The following is a 15,514-nucleotide window of genomic DNA, read 5'->3' on the forward strand; positions in this document are numbered from 1 at the left end:
TCCGAAGGACCAGACCCGGAATCTCGAGATTCCGGGTTCGATGCTTCGCATCGCCCCGGAATGACGGGATGGTGAGAACAAGGAACAAGAATGAAGAACGATCCCGTTGACGTCCTGATCATCGGCGCCGGCGCGTCCGGCGCCGCGGTGGCCTGGAGCCTTGCCGACACCAAGATGCATATCCTCTGCCTTGATCAGGGCGGCTGGATGAATCCCGCCGAATATCCGAGCACGGGCCGCGACTGGGAGGCGAAGTTTTTCGGCGAATGGTCGTCCAGTCCCAACGTCCGCAAGCGGCCCGAGGATTACCCGATCAACGACGACAATTCGCCGATCAAGGTGGTGAACTACAACGCCGTCGGCGGTTCGACCGTGATGTACACCGCGCACTGGCCGCGGCTGCATCCGTCCGACTTCAAGGTGAAGACGCTCGACGGCGTCGCCGACGACTGGCCGATCGATTACGACGCGCTGACCCCATTCTTCGAGGAGAACGATCGCATGATGGGCACCTCAGGCCTGTCGGGCGATCCGCTGTCGCCGCTGTCGCATCCGCCGATGCCGCCGCAGCCGCTCGGGCTATCAGGCCCGCTGATCGGCAAGGCGATGAACAAGCTCGGCTGGCACTGGTGGCCGTCGGACACCACAGTTGCGACGATGGACTACGAGGGCAGGGCGCGCTGCATCAATCTCGGCCACTGCACGCCGGCCTGCGCGCAGGGCGCCAAGGCCTCGACCGACATCACCTACTGGCCGCACGCGATCCGCGCCGGCGTCGAGGTGAAGACGCATTGCCGGGTGCGCGAGATCCTGACCAATGACGAGGGCATGGCGACCGGTGTCGTCTATTACGACAAGGACGGCGTCGAGCAGTTTCAGCCGGCCGAGGTCGTGATCGTCGCCTGCAACGGCGTCGGCACGCCGCGGCTGCTGCTCAACTCGGTGTCGGGCAAGTTTCCGAACGGTCTCGCCAATTCGTCGGGCCTGGTCGGCAAGAACCTGATGTTCCATCCTTACGCGCAGATCTACGGCTATGTCGCCGAGCCGACCGATTCCAACCGCGCGCCGCCGACCTGCCTGTGGAGCAAGGAGTGGTACGACACTGACCTCTCGCGCGGCTTCGTCCGCGGCTACGGTGTGCAGTTCGTGCGCGGCGCGGGGCCGGTGTTTGAGGCCGTGGTCAGCGAGCAGAAGGGCATCCTGCCCTGGGGCAAGGACCATCACCGCGTCTTCCGCAAGCTGAACGGCCACCGGCTCGGCTTCTCTGCGATCTGCGAGGACCTTCCCGAGGAGCACAACCGCGTCACGCTCGATCCGGTGCTGAAGGACGGTCACGGCATTCCCGCGCCGAGGATCGACTATACGATCAGCGAGAACAGCCGGAAGATGATGGACCACGCGCTGGCACGTGGCCGCGAGGTGCTCGAAGCCGCCGGCGCGACGGACCTCTGCGTCAACTCGCCGATCCCGTGGGGCGGCTGGCATCTGCTCGGCACCGCGCGGATGGGCACCGATCCCGAACGCTCCGTGGTCAATGAATGGGGCCGCTCGCACGACGTGAAGAACCTCTTCATCGTCGACGGCAGCATCTTCGTCACCTCGGGTGGCGTCAACCCGACCTCCACCATCCAGGCCCTCGCGCTCTACATCGCCGATCAGATGAAGCAGCGCCTCGCCAATCTGTTCGATTGAGATCGCCATGTCCGGAAGCAATGAACTGACCGCAGCGCAGCGCGCCGACCTCCGCACCGTCGCCGCGATGATCGTTCCCGAAAGCGCCGAGTACAGGGTGCCGGGCGCCGATGATCCCGCTGTTCAGGCCGACATGCTGGCGACGCTCGGCCGCGACACTGCGCCGGTCGCGCAGGCCCTGGATCTGTTGGCCAAGCTCGCCGGCAAGCCGCTCGCCGAGCTCGATGACGCCAAGCGCGATGCGGTGGCGGAGCAGTTTCGCGCAAGTGGCGGCGCCGCCGCGGCGACGCTCGTCCGCGTGGTGCTGCAATGCTACTACCGCGACGATCGCGTGCTGCGCTCGCTCGGCCTCGAACTGCGTGCGCCGTTTCCGAAGGGCCATGTGCTGCAGGATGGCGACTGGTCGCTGCTCGATCCGGTCCGGGCGCGCGGCGGCACGCTGCGGCGGGCGACCTAGCCTGCCGGGCAGGGGCGGCGCGTAACCACTTGCAGTGGCAGTTCCCGGTCACCATCTGAGGAGACCAAAGGAATCTCGCCATGCTGGATTTTACCTCAGATGCCGCCGGTGACAGGTCGTCACCGCGGACGGCCGATGCTGGCCCGGATGACCGGGCCTTGCTGGATGCCTATTCCAACGCCGTGATCGACGTCACCGAGCGCGTCGGCCCGGCCGTGGTCCGCGTCGAAACCGGTCCCAAGGTCCGCAATGCGCGCGAGCGCGGCGGGCTCGGCTCGGGCATCGTGATTTCGCCCGATGGCCTCGTGCTGACCAACAGCCATGTGGTCGGATCGTCGAAGGAGATCCGCCTGCGCGACACCGAGGGTTTCGTCACCGACGCCCATGTGCTCGGCGTCGATCCCGACACCGATCTCGCGCTGCTGCGCGCCGATGGCGCGCGCGATCTGCCCTATGCCGCGCTCGGCAATTCCAAGACGCTGCGGCGCGGCCAGCTCGTGGTCGCGATCGGCAATCCGCTCGGCTTCGAATCGACCGTGACCGCCGGCGTGGTGTCGGCGCTAGGCCGCTCGATCCGCTCGGTCAGCGGGCGGACCATCGAGGACGTGATCCAGACCGACGCCGCGCTCAATCCCGGCAATTCCGGCGGGCCGCTGGTGGCATCGAATGCGGAGGTGATCGGCATCAACACCGCGATCATCAACGGCGCGCAGGGCATCTGCTTTGCGGTCGCCAGCAACACCGCGCAATTCGTGCTGTCGGAGATCATCCGCCACGGCTACGTCCGCCGCGCCTTCATCGGCGTTGCCGGCCAGACCGCGCCGGTGCCGCGGCGCCATGCGGTGCTCGCCGGGGTCGAGAACAAGATGGGCGCATTGCTGATGCAGATCGAGCCGGACAGCCCCGCCGCGCGGGCCAGCCTGTTGCCGGGCGACGTCGTCATCAAGCTCGACGGCGTCGAGATCAACGGCGTCGACGACCTGATCCGCGCGCTCGATCACAGCCGGATTGATCGGACTTTGTCGATGGACGTGCTGCGGTTAGGCCGCCTCCGCGCGATCGACATCCATCCGATCGAGAGGAAGCCGGCGAAGCAGTGAGGTCAGTCCACATGAGGCGCGCGTTGCGCGTCCTTTGATGGGCTGAACGGCGGAGCATCATATCCGGTGTCGTCCCGGCGAAAGCCGGGACGACACTGTGGAGACGCTACCGCAGCGCGGCCAGCAGCTCGTCCGGTTGCTCGACCATCATCATGTGCCCCGCGCCCGGCAGCACCACCGTGAGCGCGTTCGGTGTCGCCGCCGCGAGCGTCTTGCCGGCCTTGGCGGGGGTCATCATGTCGCGCTCGCCGAGAATGAAGGTCGCGGGCACCTTCACCGCGGCCGCGGCGGCAAGGCCGTTCTGATACGCGTTGCAGGCGTTGAGATCGTTGTACAGCACGCCGGGCTTGGCCTCCTGCAGCACGCGCTGCGCGCCCTGATGCATCCACAAGCCCGGCGCAAGGCTGCCGCCGAGTTCGGCCTTGAAGCCGAGGCCCCAGATCGAGACCATGTCGATCGCGGCGGCATCATTGGCCTCGGCCGCCTTCAGCAGATCGGGGCCGACCGTCATGGTCGCGGCGGTGCCGATCAGCGCGAGGCCGGAGACCTTGTCGGGATGCCGCGCCGAGGTTTCGAGCGCGATCAGCGAGCCCATCGAATGGCCGATCAACCGGGCCTTCTGCGCGCCGGCCGTCGCGATCAGCGCGGCGGTCCAGTCGGCCATTTCGGCAATCGTCGGCAGCAGCTTGCCGGCGGAGCGGCCGTGGCCGGGCAGGTCGGGCGCCAGCACGGCAAAGCCGTGATGGGCGAACCAGCGGCTGTGCAACGCCCAGGTCGAGGAATCGAACCCGGCGCCGTGCAGCATCACGACTACCGGCAGCGATGGGTCGAACGGCTTGCCGCCGGTCGCGATGAAGGTGTCTGCCCCGTTGACGGAAAGCTGCATGTCTCAAGTCCTTTGCGAGGCGCGCAGCGCCTGGCCGAGATCGTCGATGATGTCCTGCGCGCTTTCGATGCCGACCGACAGCCGCACCAGCTCCTCACCGATGCCGGCAGCCTTGAGCTGCGCTGCGTCCATCTGCTGATGCGTGGTGCTGGCGGGGTGGATCACCAGCGTCTTGGCATCGCCGACATTGGCGAGATGGCTGATCAGCTTCAACGACTCGATGAACTTCTTGCCGGCGGCGCGGCCGCCCTTGATGCCGAAGCTGACGATCGAGCCGGCGCCGCGCGGCAGCAGCTTCTTGGCGAGCGCGTAGTCGGGATGCGTCTCCAGCGACGGATGCAGCACCCAGTCTACACCCTTGTTCGCGGCGAGAGCCTCCAGCACCGCGCTGGTGTTGCTGATGTGCCGGTCCATGCGGACGCCGAGCGTCTCGATGCCCTGCAGCAGCTGGAACGCGTTGGTCGGCGACAGGCAGGCGCCGAAATCGCGCAGGCCTTCGGTGCGCGCGCGCATGATGAAGGCGGCCTTGCCGAACTGCTCGTCGAAGACGATGCCGTGATAGCCGGCATAGGGTTCGGTGAGCTGCGGGAATTTGCCTGACGCGCGCCAGTCGAACCGGCCGCCGTCGACGATGACGCCGCCGATCGCGATGCCGTGGCCGCCCATCCATTTGGTCGCCGAGTTCATCGAGATATCGGCGCCGAGCTCGATCGGCTGACTGAGATAGGGTGTCGCAAAGGTGTTGTCGATCAAGAGCGGGATCTTCGCATCATGCGCGATCTGCGCGACGGCGGGGATATCCAGCACCTCGAGGCCCGGATTTCCGATGGTCTCGCCGATCACCAGCCGCGTGTTCGGCTGGATGGCGGCGCGGAATTCGTCGAGTGCGCGCGGCTTCACGAAAGTCGTGGTGATGCCGAACCGCGGCAGCGTGTGTGCCAAGAGGTTGATGGTGCCGCCATAGAGCGAGGCGGAGGCAACGATGTGGTCGCCGGCATTGAGCAGTGTCGCGATGGCAAGATGCATTGCGGCCATGCCGCTCGCGGTGCAGATCGCGCCGACACCGCATTCCAGCGCCGCGATGCGCTCTTCCAGTACCGACGTCGTCGGGTTGGAGATGCGCGTGTAGATGTGGCCGGCGCGTTCCAGGTTGAACAGCGCCGCGGCGTGGTCGGCATCCTGGAACACGTAGGACGTGGTCTGATAGATCGGGACCGCGCGCGCGCCGGTCGCGGGATCGGGGCGCTGGCCGGCGTGCAGGCTCAGGGTTTCGAAGGCAGGCGGCTTGGGTGCGGGCATGCGAAACTCGTCAGGTCAATCGATGAGGTTGGTTCGTTCGCGAAATTATACGTGAACTGCGGTGCGAACGCGGCCGACATTGCCGAACACGCGCAAATAGCGCTCGACCTCGGACGGGATGCCGGTCGCCTTCTCCGGATTGTCGGAGAGTTTGACCGCCGGCCGGCCGTCGACCGACGTCACCTTGCAGACGACCGAGATCGGGTCGAGCTGGGCCGAACCATCGGGCGCGCAGCCGACGAAATCGTTGGTGAGGTTGGTGCCCCAGCCGAAGCTGATGCGGACGCGGCCCTTGAAGTGATGGTAGGTCTCCTCGATCGAGCCGACGTCCATCGCATCGGAGAACACCAGGAGCTTCTCGCGGGGATCGCGGCCCTTCTCCTTCCACCATTTGATGATGTCTTCGCCCGCGGTGATCGGCGGCGCGCTGTCGGGACGAAAACCGGTCCAGTCGGCGACCCAGTCCGGCGCGTCGCGCAGGAACGGCTTGGTGCCGAACGCGTCGGGCAGGGCGATCAAGAGGTTGCCGCCATAGGTGTGGCGCCACTGGTCGAGGATGCGGTAAGGCGCCCAGCGCAGCTCCTCGTCCGAATTGGCGAGCGCCGCGGCCACCATCGGCAACTCATGCGCGTTGGTGCCGATCGCTTCGAGGTCGTTGTCCATCGCCAGCAGCACGTTCGATGTTCCGGTGAAGGACGGGCCGAGGCCTTCCTTCACCGCCTCGACGCACCAGCGCTGCCAGAGGAAGCCGTGGCGGCGGCGCGTGCCGAAATCCGACAGCCGCAGCCCGTCGAGCCTGCGCAGCCGCTCGACCTTGGCCCACAGCTTGGCCTTGGCACGGGCATAGAGCACGTCGAGCGCGAAGCGGCCGTACTCCTTGGTCGCCGCGCGCGATCGCAGCTCGTTGAGGATCGCGAGCGCCGGGATCTCCCACATCGTGGTGTGGGTCCACGGCCCGTGGAAGTGCAGCTCATACTGGCCGTCGACCTTGTGCAGCTCGTATTCGGGCAGGCGGAAGGTCGAGAGCCAGTTGATGAAATCCGGCGAGAACATCTGGGTCTTGCCGTAGAACGTGTTGCCGGCGAGCCAGATCAATTCCTTCTTGGAAAAGCGGATGGTGCGGGCGTGGTCGAGCTGGGCGCGCAGCTCGCCCTCATCGATGACCTCGGCGAGCTTGATATGGGTCGACCGGTTGATCACCGAAAAGGTCGTGCGGGTGTCCGGATAGCATTCCCGGATCATCTGCTGCATCAACAGCTTGTAGAAATCGGTGTCGAGCAGGCTGCGCACGATCGGGTCGAGCCGCCAGCCGTGGTTGTAGGTCCGGGTTGCAATATCTGTGACCGTCATGCGGGAACCTTAGCCTGCCGGACGCCGCCCGCCCAGTGGGGTATTGGCGGAACATGGCAGGTCAGCGCGCTATGGTCTGCCGGATACGGCCCACCGTCTCCGCGACGCCGGTCCATTCGGGCTTGTCAGGGGCAAACTGCCGCCGCAGGAAGCCGACCAGCTCGGCGACCTGGCCGTCGCTCATGCTGTCCTTGAAGGCAGGCATATAGCCGAGATCGGTGACCGCCGGCCTGGCGATGCCGTGCAGGATCACCTGGATCAGATTGTCGGGCAGATCGCTGTGCAGGTTGCTGTTCAGCGCCAGCGACGGCCGGCTGCCGAACAGCGGCGGGCCGCCGACTTCGTGGCAGACCGCACAGGCGCCCTGATAGATCCGCCCGCCCGTCGAAGGCGCGGTGGTCACAGTGGTGGCGGCTTCGAGCTTGGCGGCGAGGGCGTCGTGAGCCGGTTGATCGGCGGCCTCGTTGAACGAGGCAAGATAGACCGCCATCGCGCGGATGTCCTGATCGGGCAGCGCGGCGAGCTCCTTCACCACCGGCGCCATCGGCCCGGCGGCGACGCCGTGCAGACGGGACTCGCCGGTGCGCAAGTATGCGTAGAGCTCATCCTCGCTCCAGGGAATCGGCGCCCTCGACAGCGAGGTCAGCGCCGGCGCCTCCCAGCCTTCGGCAAGGCCGCCGGCGAGATAGGCGCTCTGCCGCTCGGCGCCGAGCGCATTGCGCGGCGAGTGGCAGGCGCTGCAATGGCCGAGGCCTTCGATCAGATAGGCGCCGCGATTCCAGACCTCCGATCGGGTTGGATCGGGTTGGAACGTGCTCGGTTGGTGGAACAGCGCATTCCAGCCGGCAAGTAGCGGACGCAGATTGAATGGAAAGGCGAGCGCGTTCGGCGGCGTCTCGGCGCGCATCGGTGTCTGCGCCATCAGATGGGCGTAGAGCGCCTGCATGTCGGCGTCGCTGGCCTTGGCAAAATGCGTGTAGGGAAACGCCGGATAAAGATGGCGTCCGTCGCGATGGATACCTTCGCGCATCGCGCGCTCGAAGGCGGGATAGGACCAGGCGCCGATGCCGGTGTCGACGTCGGGCGTGATGTTGGTCGCGTAGATCGTGCCGAACGGCGTCTCGAGCGGGCGTCCTCCGGCATTCAGGACGCCGCCATCAGCGGTGTGGCAGACGGCACAGGCACCGAGCGCCGCAAGCTCCTTGCCGCGCGCGATCGTCGCGGCGGAAAAGACTGACGCATCCGGCCGGGTGATCGGCGCGATCGCGCGCCAGGGCAACACCGCCGCGCCGATGCCGATCGCGGCTGCACAAAGCGCTGCGATGCCGGCGATTACGCCGCCGCGTTTGACGAACGGATTTTGCCATTTGTTGAGCTGAACCGGCGCGGCAGGCGGCGGAAGCGGGACAGGCGTCGCGGGCTGCTCGCCGCGCAATCCCTTGAGGATGCGTTCCGGCGTGAACGGCAATTCGCGGAAGCGTACGCCGGTCGCATCATAGATCGCGTTGGCGATCGCGGCGGCGCTCGGCACCGAGGCGGACTCGCCGACGCCGAGCGGCGGCTGGTCCTGCCGCGGGAGCATCAAGACGTCGATCTTGGGGAGATCGGGGAATTTGATGATGGGGTAGGCGCCCCATTCCCGCGCCGTTACCGCGCCGCGCTCGAAGGAGACTTCCTCCATCAGTGCGCGGCTGGTCGACTGGATGACGTTGCCCTCGATCTGGTGCCGCACGCCCTCCGGATTGATCATCAAACCGGAATCCTGCCCGGCGACGACCCGCGTGACGCTGACGTCGCCGGTCGCCTTGTTCACGGCGACGTCGGCGATCCAGGCCGACCATGCCGCGCCATAGCCTGGAAACTTGCTATGCACATAGAGCGCATAGGCAAAGCCGCGGCCGCGCACGATATCGCCGTCCGCTTCAGGCTCCTGCCGCACCGGGCGCGGCGTCCAGCCGGCGCGTTCGGCGACCGCGTTGACGAGGTCGATCGCGCGCTTGTCCTTCAGATAGCGCAGCCGGTATTCGATCGGGTCGACCTCGGCCTCCGCGGCGAGTTCGTCGATGTAGGATTCATGGGCAAAGCTGTTCGGCAGCGCCGAGACGCCGCGAAACCACGACGCGCGCACGATCGGCGGCATGTCGTTGGCGACGACGCGCAGGTTCTCGTAGTCGTAGGGCGGGATCGCGGTGCGGTCGCCCATCTCGAACACGGCCGGCGTCGGTGCGATCCGTCCGGTCAGCAGCAGAGCCAGCGTCGGTGCGCCGTTGGAAGGATAACGCGTGGCAAAGTCGTAACCGGCGATGCTGCCGTCCGCGTTGAGTCCGCCATTGACGTCCATCAATTGCGCGGTGCCTTTCGGCTCCCAGGCATGTTCCTGCTCGCGCGTAAGCTGGACGCGGACGGGACGGCCGACCGCGCGCGACAGCAGCAGCGCATCGGCAGAGACGTCGTCGGCGCAGTTGCGGCCGTAGCAGCCGGCGGCCTCCATCCTGATGACGTCGATCTCGGATTCGGGCCGCTCGATCAGCAGCGCGAGATCGCCGCGCAGGATGTGCGGGTTCTGCGTGCCGGACCAGACCCGGATCGCACCATCGCTGTAATCGGCGACCGCACAGGACGGGCCGATCGAGCCGTGCATCTGGTACGGCCAGACATAAGTCCGCTGCATCGGTTTGGCAGCATTCCTGATCGCAGCGTCGACGTCACCCCTGTCGATCAGTTCCCGTGGCGTCGACGGATTGGCGCGCAGCGCCTTTTCGATGTCGGCGAGATCGGTCAGCGCCGGGCCCGGCTTCCACGTCACCTTGAGCTGCACGGCGGCCTTGATCGCATTCTCCTCGCGCTCAGCGACCACACCGATGAAGTCGCCGATCCGCACCACCGCGACGAGGCCGGGGATGTCGCGCACCGAGGCCTCATCGACCGCGATCAGGCTGGTGCCGACGAACGGGCCGGCATCGACGCCGGCATAGGGCGGGCGGATGACGCGGCCGTGCAGCATGCCGGGAACACGGACGTCGTGGACGTAGACGAGTTCGCCGGTTGCCTTCGCCGGCAGATCGACGCGCGGCACCGATCTGCCGACGATGGAATAGGCGTTCACGTCCTTGACGGAAACGTCGTCGGTCAGCTCGAGCCGGATGGTCTCGTCCGCGATCAACTCGCCATAGCTGATGCTGCAGTTGTCGTGACCACGGATCAGGCCGTCCTCGATGCTGAGATCATCGACCGGCAGTTCAAGGCGCTCGGCAGCGCGTGCGATCAGAAAATGCCGCGCCTGCGCCGCGGCCTTGCGCAGCGGCACGGCGGTGATCTGGATCGTCTCGCTCGCGATCGTCGCGCCCTGGTTCGGCACCACGGCGGTGTCGCCGAGGATCACGACGACACGCGCAAAGGAGACGTCGAGCTCCTCGGCGACGATCTGGCCTAGCGCGGTGCGGATGCCGGTGCCGAGATCGACATGGCCATTATAGGCATTGACGTTGCCGTCGGCTTGGATCGCGATGAAGGTCTCGAACTCACCCTCCGCGCCCAGCACCGCGGGGCGGACGATCGACAGCGAGCCGCGCTTGCCTTGCTCCGAACCCGCCATCAATCGCGTGCCTCGAGCGCGTGGCCGGCAGCGCGCAACGCAGCGCGGATGATCTCGATATGCGCGCCGCAGCGGCACAGATTGTAGCGCAACGCCTCCAGCACCTCACGCTCGGACGGCACGGGGTTGCGCGCGAGCAGCGCCTTGGTGGTGATGATCATGCCGTTGAGGCAGTAGCCGCATTGCGCGGCATGCTCGCGGATGAAAGCGTCCTGCACCGGGTCGGGATGCCCGCGCGAGCCGAGGCCATCGAGCGTCACGATGTCGCGGTCTGCGCAGCCTTCGATCGGGATGACGCAGGAGCGCGCGGCGACGCCGTCGATCAGCACCGCGCAGGCGCCGCATTCGCCGAGGCCACAGCCGTATTTCGGTCCGTTGAGTTCGAGATCGTTGCGCAGCACGTAGAGCAATGCGGTGTCGGGAGCGGCGTCGACATCATGATTCCTGCCGTTCACGGTCAGGCGCATCGCCCTGGTTCTCCCTCGTGTTTTGCGCTGCAATGTGAGCGTCGGATCGCCGGCGAGGATAACGTTTGTATACAAACGTGCAAGCGGCGGCATGCCGCGCTGCAGCGCGTGCCCGCTTTATGAACAGGGCGGCTAGGCAAATGGACTATTATTCGGCAGCTGCGGCTTTTGACTGCGATGGCCGCTTGACAGCTTCCGGGTCCGCGCGCAGGATCATTCGTATACGAACGATATCGCAGGCGGAGGGAAGCGCAGTATGATCGACCGCCGCCACAAGTCCAGGCTGGGTCACGATGGCTGACACAATGACCGTCGCCGCCGGCGACAAGATCCGCTGCGATGCCTGTCCGGTGATGTGCTACATCAAGCCGGGCGCGGCCGGCGCCTGCGACCGCTACGCCAATCATGACGGCACGTTGGTGCGCGTCGATCCGCACGTCGTGCTGGAACGCACGGTGTCGCATGGCGGCAAGCTGGTGCCGTTCCAGGTGAGCGGCGACTGGGACGGCAAGATCGTGCGTCAGCCCGACATCTTCGTCACCGCGATCGGAGCCGGAACCACCTATCCCGATTACAAGCCGGCGCCCTTCATCGTCTCCTCGGAGGTCGACGGCGTCGACATGGTCACCGTGGTGACCGAGGGCATTTTCTCCTATTGCGGCGTCAAGGTGAAGATCGACACCGACCGCTATCTCGGCCCCGAGACCGCGACGGTGCGTGCCGACGGTGAGGCGGTCGGCCATGTCACCACCAGCGAATACGGCTCGCAGATGCTGTCGCTCGGCGGCGTGCATCATCTGACCGGCGGCTCGAAGAAGGAAGGCCGCGTCACCTGCGACACGCTGATGGATCTCTCCAACTGCAAGGCGGTGGAGCTGACCATCGACGGCGGCGCCACCGTCGTCGTGCAGGCCGGCAAGGCGCCGATCGTCAACAGCATCGCCGAAGAGCGGATGCGGGTCGGCTGCGGCTCGGCGACCATCGGCATGTTCGCCAAGCAGTGGCACGGCAAGGTCGACGAGGTCGTCGTGGTCGACGACCACATCACCGGCGTGCTCAGCGAGCACCAGGCCGGCAAGCTGCTCGACATCGCCGACACCGGCATCAAGATGAAGGGCCGGCGTTCGACGCCCGGCCGCTACTTCCAGGTCGCCGAACCCGGCACCGGCTGGGGCGGCACCAACATCTCCGATCCGCTGTCGATCCTCGGCCCGTTCAATGCCAAGGAGGCGCGTCCCGGGCTGACCATGCTGATGGTCTCGACCACCGGTGAGCATGCGTCCTACTACGTGCTCGACGAGGCGCTGCGGCCGGTCGAGACCGAGATGCCGGCCGATCTCAGATTCTCGGTCGAGCGCATCCAGGAGAATTGCGAGCCTGCGCTGTGCACCGTGCTGTTCATGGGCGGTGCCGGCGGATCGCTGCGCGCAGGCGTCACCGACAATCCGGTGCGGCTGACGCGTTCGGTGAAGGACGCGCTGACGCGGGTGACCAGCGGCGGCGCGCCGGTCTATGTCTGGCCCGGCGGCGGCATCACCTTCATGGTCGATGTGACGCAGATGCCGGCCGGCGCCTTCGGCTATGTGCCGACGCCGGCGCTGGTGGCGCCGATCGAGTTCACGATGCGGCTGTCGGACTATGCGGCGCTCGGCGGCCACATGGACTATGTCCGGCCACTGTCCTCGCTGCGCGACAGCGCCGAGGTCCGGCCGATGCCCCATATGCCCGGGCGACGCGCATGAGGCGGCTCCCGCAAATCGCGCTTCTTCCCGACGGCAAGCGGCTGCATTTGCAGGACGGTCCCATTGATCTGGTCATCGAGGCGAAGGGCAGGGATGCCGATATCAGCGCCGCCTATCGGGCGGCGGCGGAGCGCTTCACCGGTCTGCTGGATGAACTCTGCGCGGAGCTGTCTCTGCTGCGCAGTGCGGCCGATCCGGGTCGCTGTGCGCTGAGCGGCGTGGTAGCGCGGCGCATGCATGCCGCGGTCGCACCGTTTGCCGCCGATTGCTTCATCACGCCGATGGCGGCGGTGGCGGGTTCGGTCGCCGAGGAAATCCTTGGCGCGATGTTGCGAGCGGCGACGCTCGACCGGGCCTATGTCAACAATGGCGGCGATATCGCGCTGCATCTTGCCGGTAGCGAGCAGTTCAGCGTCGGCCTGATGGACCGGCCGGATCGCCATGGCGTGATGCGCACGACGACCGTCGATGCCGACATGCCGGTCCGAGGCATTGCGACCAGCGGTCGCCATGGCCGCAGTTTCTCCCTCGGCATTGCCGACGCCGTCACCGTGCTGGCGCGCACCGCGGCGCAGGCGGATGCCGCGGCGACCGTGGTCGCCAATGCGGTCGATCTGCCCGGTCATGCCGCGATCCTTCGTGTTCCCGCCAACGAATTGCAGCCGGACAGCGATCTCGGCGCGCGGCTGGTGACGCGCGACGTCGGGCCGCTGGCGGAACAGGAGATCGAGCAGGCGCTTGACGCGGGGGTGGCGCGGGCGCGCGTTCTCCTGATGTCGGGATTGATCGAGGGCGCGGCATTGCGTCTACTGGGCGAAACGCGGCTGGTCTGTGCAATTGGGCGCGAGGCGCCGGCATCGCACGCGTTTCAAGAACGAACGATACAAAACATGCTGCAGGCATGACCGGGAGCGAGGCTGAAACGATGAGCGCCGTCATTCGCAAGATCGTCACCGTGGTCGAGGAGACCCATCTGGAGATGGGCAAGACCATTACGCCTCCGACCCGCCGGGCGGCCGCGATCGCCGTGATCGAGAATCCGTTCGCCGGCCGGTATGTCGAGGATCTCTCGCCGCTGATCGCGATCGGTGAGGAACTCGGCGACTTGCTGTCGAAGCGGGCCGTGGCCGCGCTCGGCATCGACGGCGCCAGCGCGCATTCCTACGGCAAGGCCGCTGCGGTCGGCGAAAACGGCGAGCTGGAGCACGCGGCCGCGATCCTGCATCCGAAGATGGGCGCTCCGGTGCGCAAGGTGCTGAGCAAGGGCGCCGCGCTGATTCCCTCGTCGAAGAAGCGCTCGGGACCCGGCACCACGCTGGACATTCCGCTCGGGCACAAGGATGCGGCGTTCGTGCGCAGTCATTTCGACGGCATGGAGGTGCAGATCAACGATGCGCCGCGCGCCAACGAGATCATGGTCGCGGTCGCAGTGACCGACAGTGGCCGGCCGCTGCCGCGGGTCGGCGGGCTGACGGTGAACGAAATCAAGGGCGAAGACGGATTGCGATAATCTCTTTGTAGGACAACTGGAGGTACGGGATGCGTGGTTATTTCGTAGGGGCGAGTTTGGCGATCGCGGTCGCGACCATGGCGGGCAGTGCCATGACAACGCAGGCCATGGCGCAGGAGATCAAGATCGGCGAGATCAACAGCTATTCGCTGCTGCCGGCGTTCACCGAGCCCTATCGCAAGGGCTGGCAGCTCGCGGTGGAAGAGATCAACGCCGCCGGCGGGATCGGCGGCAAGAAGCTCGTCGTCGTCTCCAAGGATGACGGCGGCAAGCCGGCGGATGCGCAGACCGCGGCCAACGAGCTGGTCTCGAGCGAGAAGGTGGCGATGCTCACGGGCACCTTCCTCTCCAACATCGGCCTTGCCGTCAGCGATTTCGCCAACCAGAAGAAGGTGTTCTTCCTCGCGGCCGAGCCGCTGACCGACGCCATCACCTGGTCGAAGGGCAACCGCTACACCTTCCGCCTGCGTCCGTCGAACTACATGCAGGCCGCAATGCTGGTGGAGGAGGCTGCAAAACTGCCGGCGAAGCGCTGGGCGACGATCGCGCCGAACTACGAATACGGCCAGTCGGCGGTTGCGGTGTTCAAGAAGCTGATGTCCGAGAAGCGGCCCGACATCCAGTGGGTCGACGAGCAGTGGCCGCCGCAGGGCAAGATCGACGCCGGCCCGGTGGTGCAGGCGGTTGCCGCGGCCAACCCCGAGGCGATCCTCAACGTCACCTTCGGCGCCGACCTCGTCAAGCTCGTGCGCGAGGGCAACACCCGCGGCCTGTTCAAGGACCGCAAAGTGGTGAGCTTCCTGACCGGCGAGCCGGAATATCTCGATCCGCTGAAGGACGAGACGCCGGAGGGATGGATCGTCACCGGCTATCCCTGGTACTCGATCAAGACGCCGGAGCACGACGCGTTCCTGAAGGCCTACCAGGCCAAGTACAACGACTATCCGCGGCTCGGCTCGATCGTCGGCTACCAGACCATCAAGGCGGCGGCCGCGATCCTCGCCAAGGCCAATTCGACCGATCCGGAGAAGTTGATCGCGGCGGCCGAAGGCATTTCGATGCCGTCGCCGTTCGGCGAGATCACCTTCCGCAAGATCGATCACCAATCGACGCTCGGCGCCTTCACCGGCAAGACCGCGCTCAAGGACGGCAAGGGCATCATGGTCGACAGCGCCTATCGCAAGGGCTCGGACTATCTGCCGAGCGACGCCGAGATCGAGAAGCTGCGGCCGAAGGATTGAAATCTTGGTTTCCCCTCTCCCCGTTCTTACGGGGAGAGGGTCAGGGTGAGGGGCTCTTTCCACGAGTGAGCTGGTGGAGAGTCCCCCTCACCCGGATCGCTTCGCGATCCGACCTCTCCCCGCAGGCGGGGCGAGGTGGAAGAGAAAACGCGGCGATCTGATCGACGCACGAACA

General features: G+C 66.4%; 12 protein-coding genes. 7 read left to right on the plus strand and 5 right to left on the minus strand.

Annotation, left to right across the window (positions count from 1 at the left end):
- The first annotated feature begins 90 nt into the window (after positions 1 to 90).
- From JQ633_RS16595 to JQ633_RS16605, 3 genes are all read left to right on the plus strand, one after another.
- A complete protein-coding gene (locus tag JQ633_RS16595; protein ID WP_211986128.1) occupies positions 91 to 1,692 on the plus strand; it encodes a GMC family oxidoreductase in 1,602 nt (533 codons plus the stop codon).
- Between the two features lie 7 nt (positions 1,693 to 1,699).
- Entirely contained in the window at positions 1,700 to 2,149 is a 450-nt protein-coding gene (locus JQ633_RS16600) for a hypothetical protein (protein WP_211986129.1), read from the plus strand.
- 80 nt (positions 2,150 to 2,229) lie between these two features.
- A complete protein-coding gene (locus JQ633_RS16605; RefSeq protein ID WP_211986130.1) occupies positions 2,230 to 3,249 on the plus strand; it encodes a S1C family serine protease in 1,020 nt (339 codons plus the stop codon).
- Positions 3,250 to 3,355: 106 nt separating this feature from the next.
- On the opposite strand, the gene JQ633_RS16610 is transcribed toward JQ633_RS16605, so the two are convergent.
- The 5 genes from JQ633_RS16610 to JQ633_RS16630 form a co-directional block, all read right to left on the minus strand.
- Entirely contained in the window at positions 3,356 to 4,135 is a 780-nt protein-coding gene (locus JQ633_RS16610) for an alpha/beta fold hydrolase (protein WP_211986131.1), read from the minus strand.
- A 3-nt stretch (positions 4,136 to 4,138) separates the two neighbouring features.
- Positions 4,139 to 5,434, minus strand: a complete 1,296-nt coding sequence (locus tag JQ633_RS16615) for an O-acetylhomoserine aminocarboxypropyltransferase (protein WP_211986132.1) — start codon at positions 5,432 to 5,434, stop codon at positions 4,139 to 4,141.
- Between the two features lie 45 nt (positions 5,435 to 5,479).
- Positions 5,480 to 6,784 (minus strand): nicotinate phosphoribosyltransferase, encoded by a 1,305-nt coding sequence (pncB, locus tag JQ633_RS16620; protein ID WP_211986133.1) that lies wholly within the window; start codon positions 6,782 to 6,784, stop codon positions 5,480 to 5,482.
- Between the two features lie 61 nt (positions 6,785 to 6,845).
- On the minus strand, positions 6,846 to 10,379 hold the full coding sequence (locus JQ633_RS16625; RefSeq protein ID WP_211986134.1) for a molybdopterin cofactor-binding domain-containing protein: 3,534 nt from the start codon (positions 10,377 to 10,379) through the stop codon (positions 6,846 to 6,848).
- The gene (locus tag JQ633_RS16630) at positions 10,379 to 10,846 is read right to left on the minus strand and encodes a (2Fe-2S)-binding protein (protein ID WP_211986135.1); all 468 of its coding nucleotides are present in this window, start codon (positions 10,844 to 10,846) and stop codon (positions 10,379 to 10,381) included. The genes JQ633_RS16625 and JQ633_RS16630 overlap by 1 nt, the downstream gene beginning before the upstream one ends.
- Before the next feature lie 293 nt (positions 10,847 to 11,139).
- On the opposite strand from JQ633_RS16630, the gene JQ633_RS16635 reads away from it, so the two are divergent.
- From JQ633_RS16635 to JQ633_RS16650, 4 genes are read left to right on the plus strand one after another with little or no spacing between them, the layout of a single operon-like run.
- Positions 11,140 to 12,588 carry a 6-hydroxynicotinate reductase gene (locus JQ633_RS16635; RefSeq protein ID WP_211986136.1) on the plus strand — a complete coding sequence of 483 codons (1,449 nt, stop codon included), beginning with the start codon at positions 11,140 to 11,142 and terminating at the stop codon, positions 12,586 to 12,588.
- Positions 12,585 to 13,493: a UPF0280 family protein gene (locus JQ633_RS16640; RefSeq protein ID WP_211986137.1), complete on the plus strand. Its 909-nt coding sequence runs from the start codon at positions 12,585 to 12,587 to the stop codon at positions 13,491 to 13,493. The genes JQ633_RS16635 and JQ633_RS16640 overlap by 4 nt, the downstream gene beginning before the upstream one ends.
- Before the next feature lie 20 nt (positions 13,494 to 13,513).
- Positions 13,514 to 14,098 carry an amino acid synthesis family protein gene (locus JQ633_RS16645; protein ID WP_211986138.1) on the plus strand — a complete coding sequence of 195 codons (585 nt, stop codon included), beginning with the start codon at positions 13,514 to 13,516 and terminating at the stop codon, positions 14,096 to 14,098.
- A 29-nt stretch (positions 14,099 to 14,127) separates the two neighbouring features.
- Positions 14,128 to 15,339, plus strand: a complete 1,212-nt coding sequence (locus JQ633_RS16650) for an ABC transporter substrate-binding protein (RefSeq protein ID WP_211986139.1) — start codon at positions 14,128 to 14,130, stop codon at positions 15,337 to 15,339.
- The last annotated feature ends 175 nt before the right edge of the window (positions 15,340 to 15,514 follow it).

This window comes from Bradyrhizobium tropiciagri (assembly GCF_018130505.1).
Lineage (GTDB): Bacteria > Pseudomonadota > Alphaproteobacteria > Rhizobiales > Xanthobacteraceae > Bradyrhizobium > Bradyrhizobium tropiciagri_B.

What these genes read in the sequence shown, in the direction of transcription:
- JQ633_RS16650 (WP_211986139.1), top strand. Translation starts at nt 14,128, where the DNA reads ATGCGTGGTTATTTCGTAGGGGCGAGTTTGGCGATCGCGGTCGCGACC.
- JQ633_RS16635 (WP_211986136.1), top strand. Translation starts at nt 11,140, where the DNA reads ATGGCTGACACAATGACCGTCGCCGCCGGCGACAAGATCCGCTGCGAT.
- JQ633_RS16640 (WP_211986137.1), top strand. Translation starts at nt 12,585, where the DNA reads ATGAGGCGGCTCCCGCAAATCGCGCTTCTTCCCGACGGCAAGCGGCTG.
- JQ633_RS16645 (WP_211986138.1), top strand. Translation starts at nt 13,514, where the DNA reads ATGAGCGCCGTCATTCGCAAGATCGTCACCGTGGTCGAGGAGACCCAT.
- JQ633_RS16610 (WP_211986131.1), bottom strand. Translation starts at nt 4,135, where the DNA reads ATGCAGCTTTCCGTCAACGGGGCAGACACCTTCATCGCGACCGGCGGC.
- JQ633_RS16595 (WP_211986128.1), top strand. Translation starts at nt 91, where the DNA reads ATGAAGAACGATCCCGTTGACGTCCTGATCATCGGCGCCGGCGCGTCC.
- JQ633_RS16625 (WP_211986134.1), bottom strand. Translation starts at nt 10,379, where the DNA reads ATGGCGGGTTCGGAGCAAGGCAAGCGCGGCTCGCTGTCGATCGTCCGC.
- pncB (WP_211986133.1), bottom strand. Translation starts at nt 6,784, where the DNA reads ATGACGGTCACAGATATTGCAACCCGGACCTACAACCACGGCTGGCGG.
- JQ633_RS16600 (WP_211986129.1), top strand. Translation starts at nt 1,700, where the DNA reads ATGTCCGGAAGCAATGAACTGACCGCAGCGCAGCGCGCCGACCTCCGC.
- JQ633_RS16605 (WP_211986130.1), top strand. Translation starts at nt 2,230, where the DNA reads ATGCTGGATTTTACCTCAGATGCCGCCGGTGACAGGTCGTCACCGCGG.
- JQ633_RS16615 (WP_211986132.1), bottom strand. Translation starts at nt 5,434, where the DNA reads ATGCCCGCACCCAAGCCGCCTGCCTTCGAAACCCTGAGCCTGCACGCC.
- JQ633_RS16630 (WP_211986135.1), bottom strand. Translation starts at nt 10,846, where the DNA reads ATGCGCCTGACCGTGAACGGCAGGAATCATGATGTCGACGCCGCTCCC.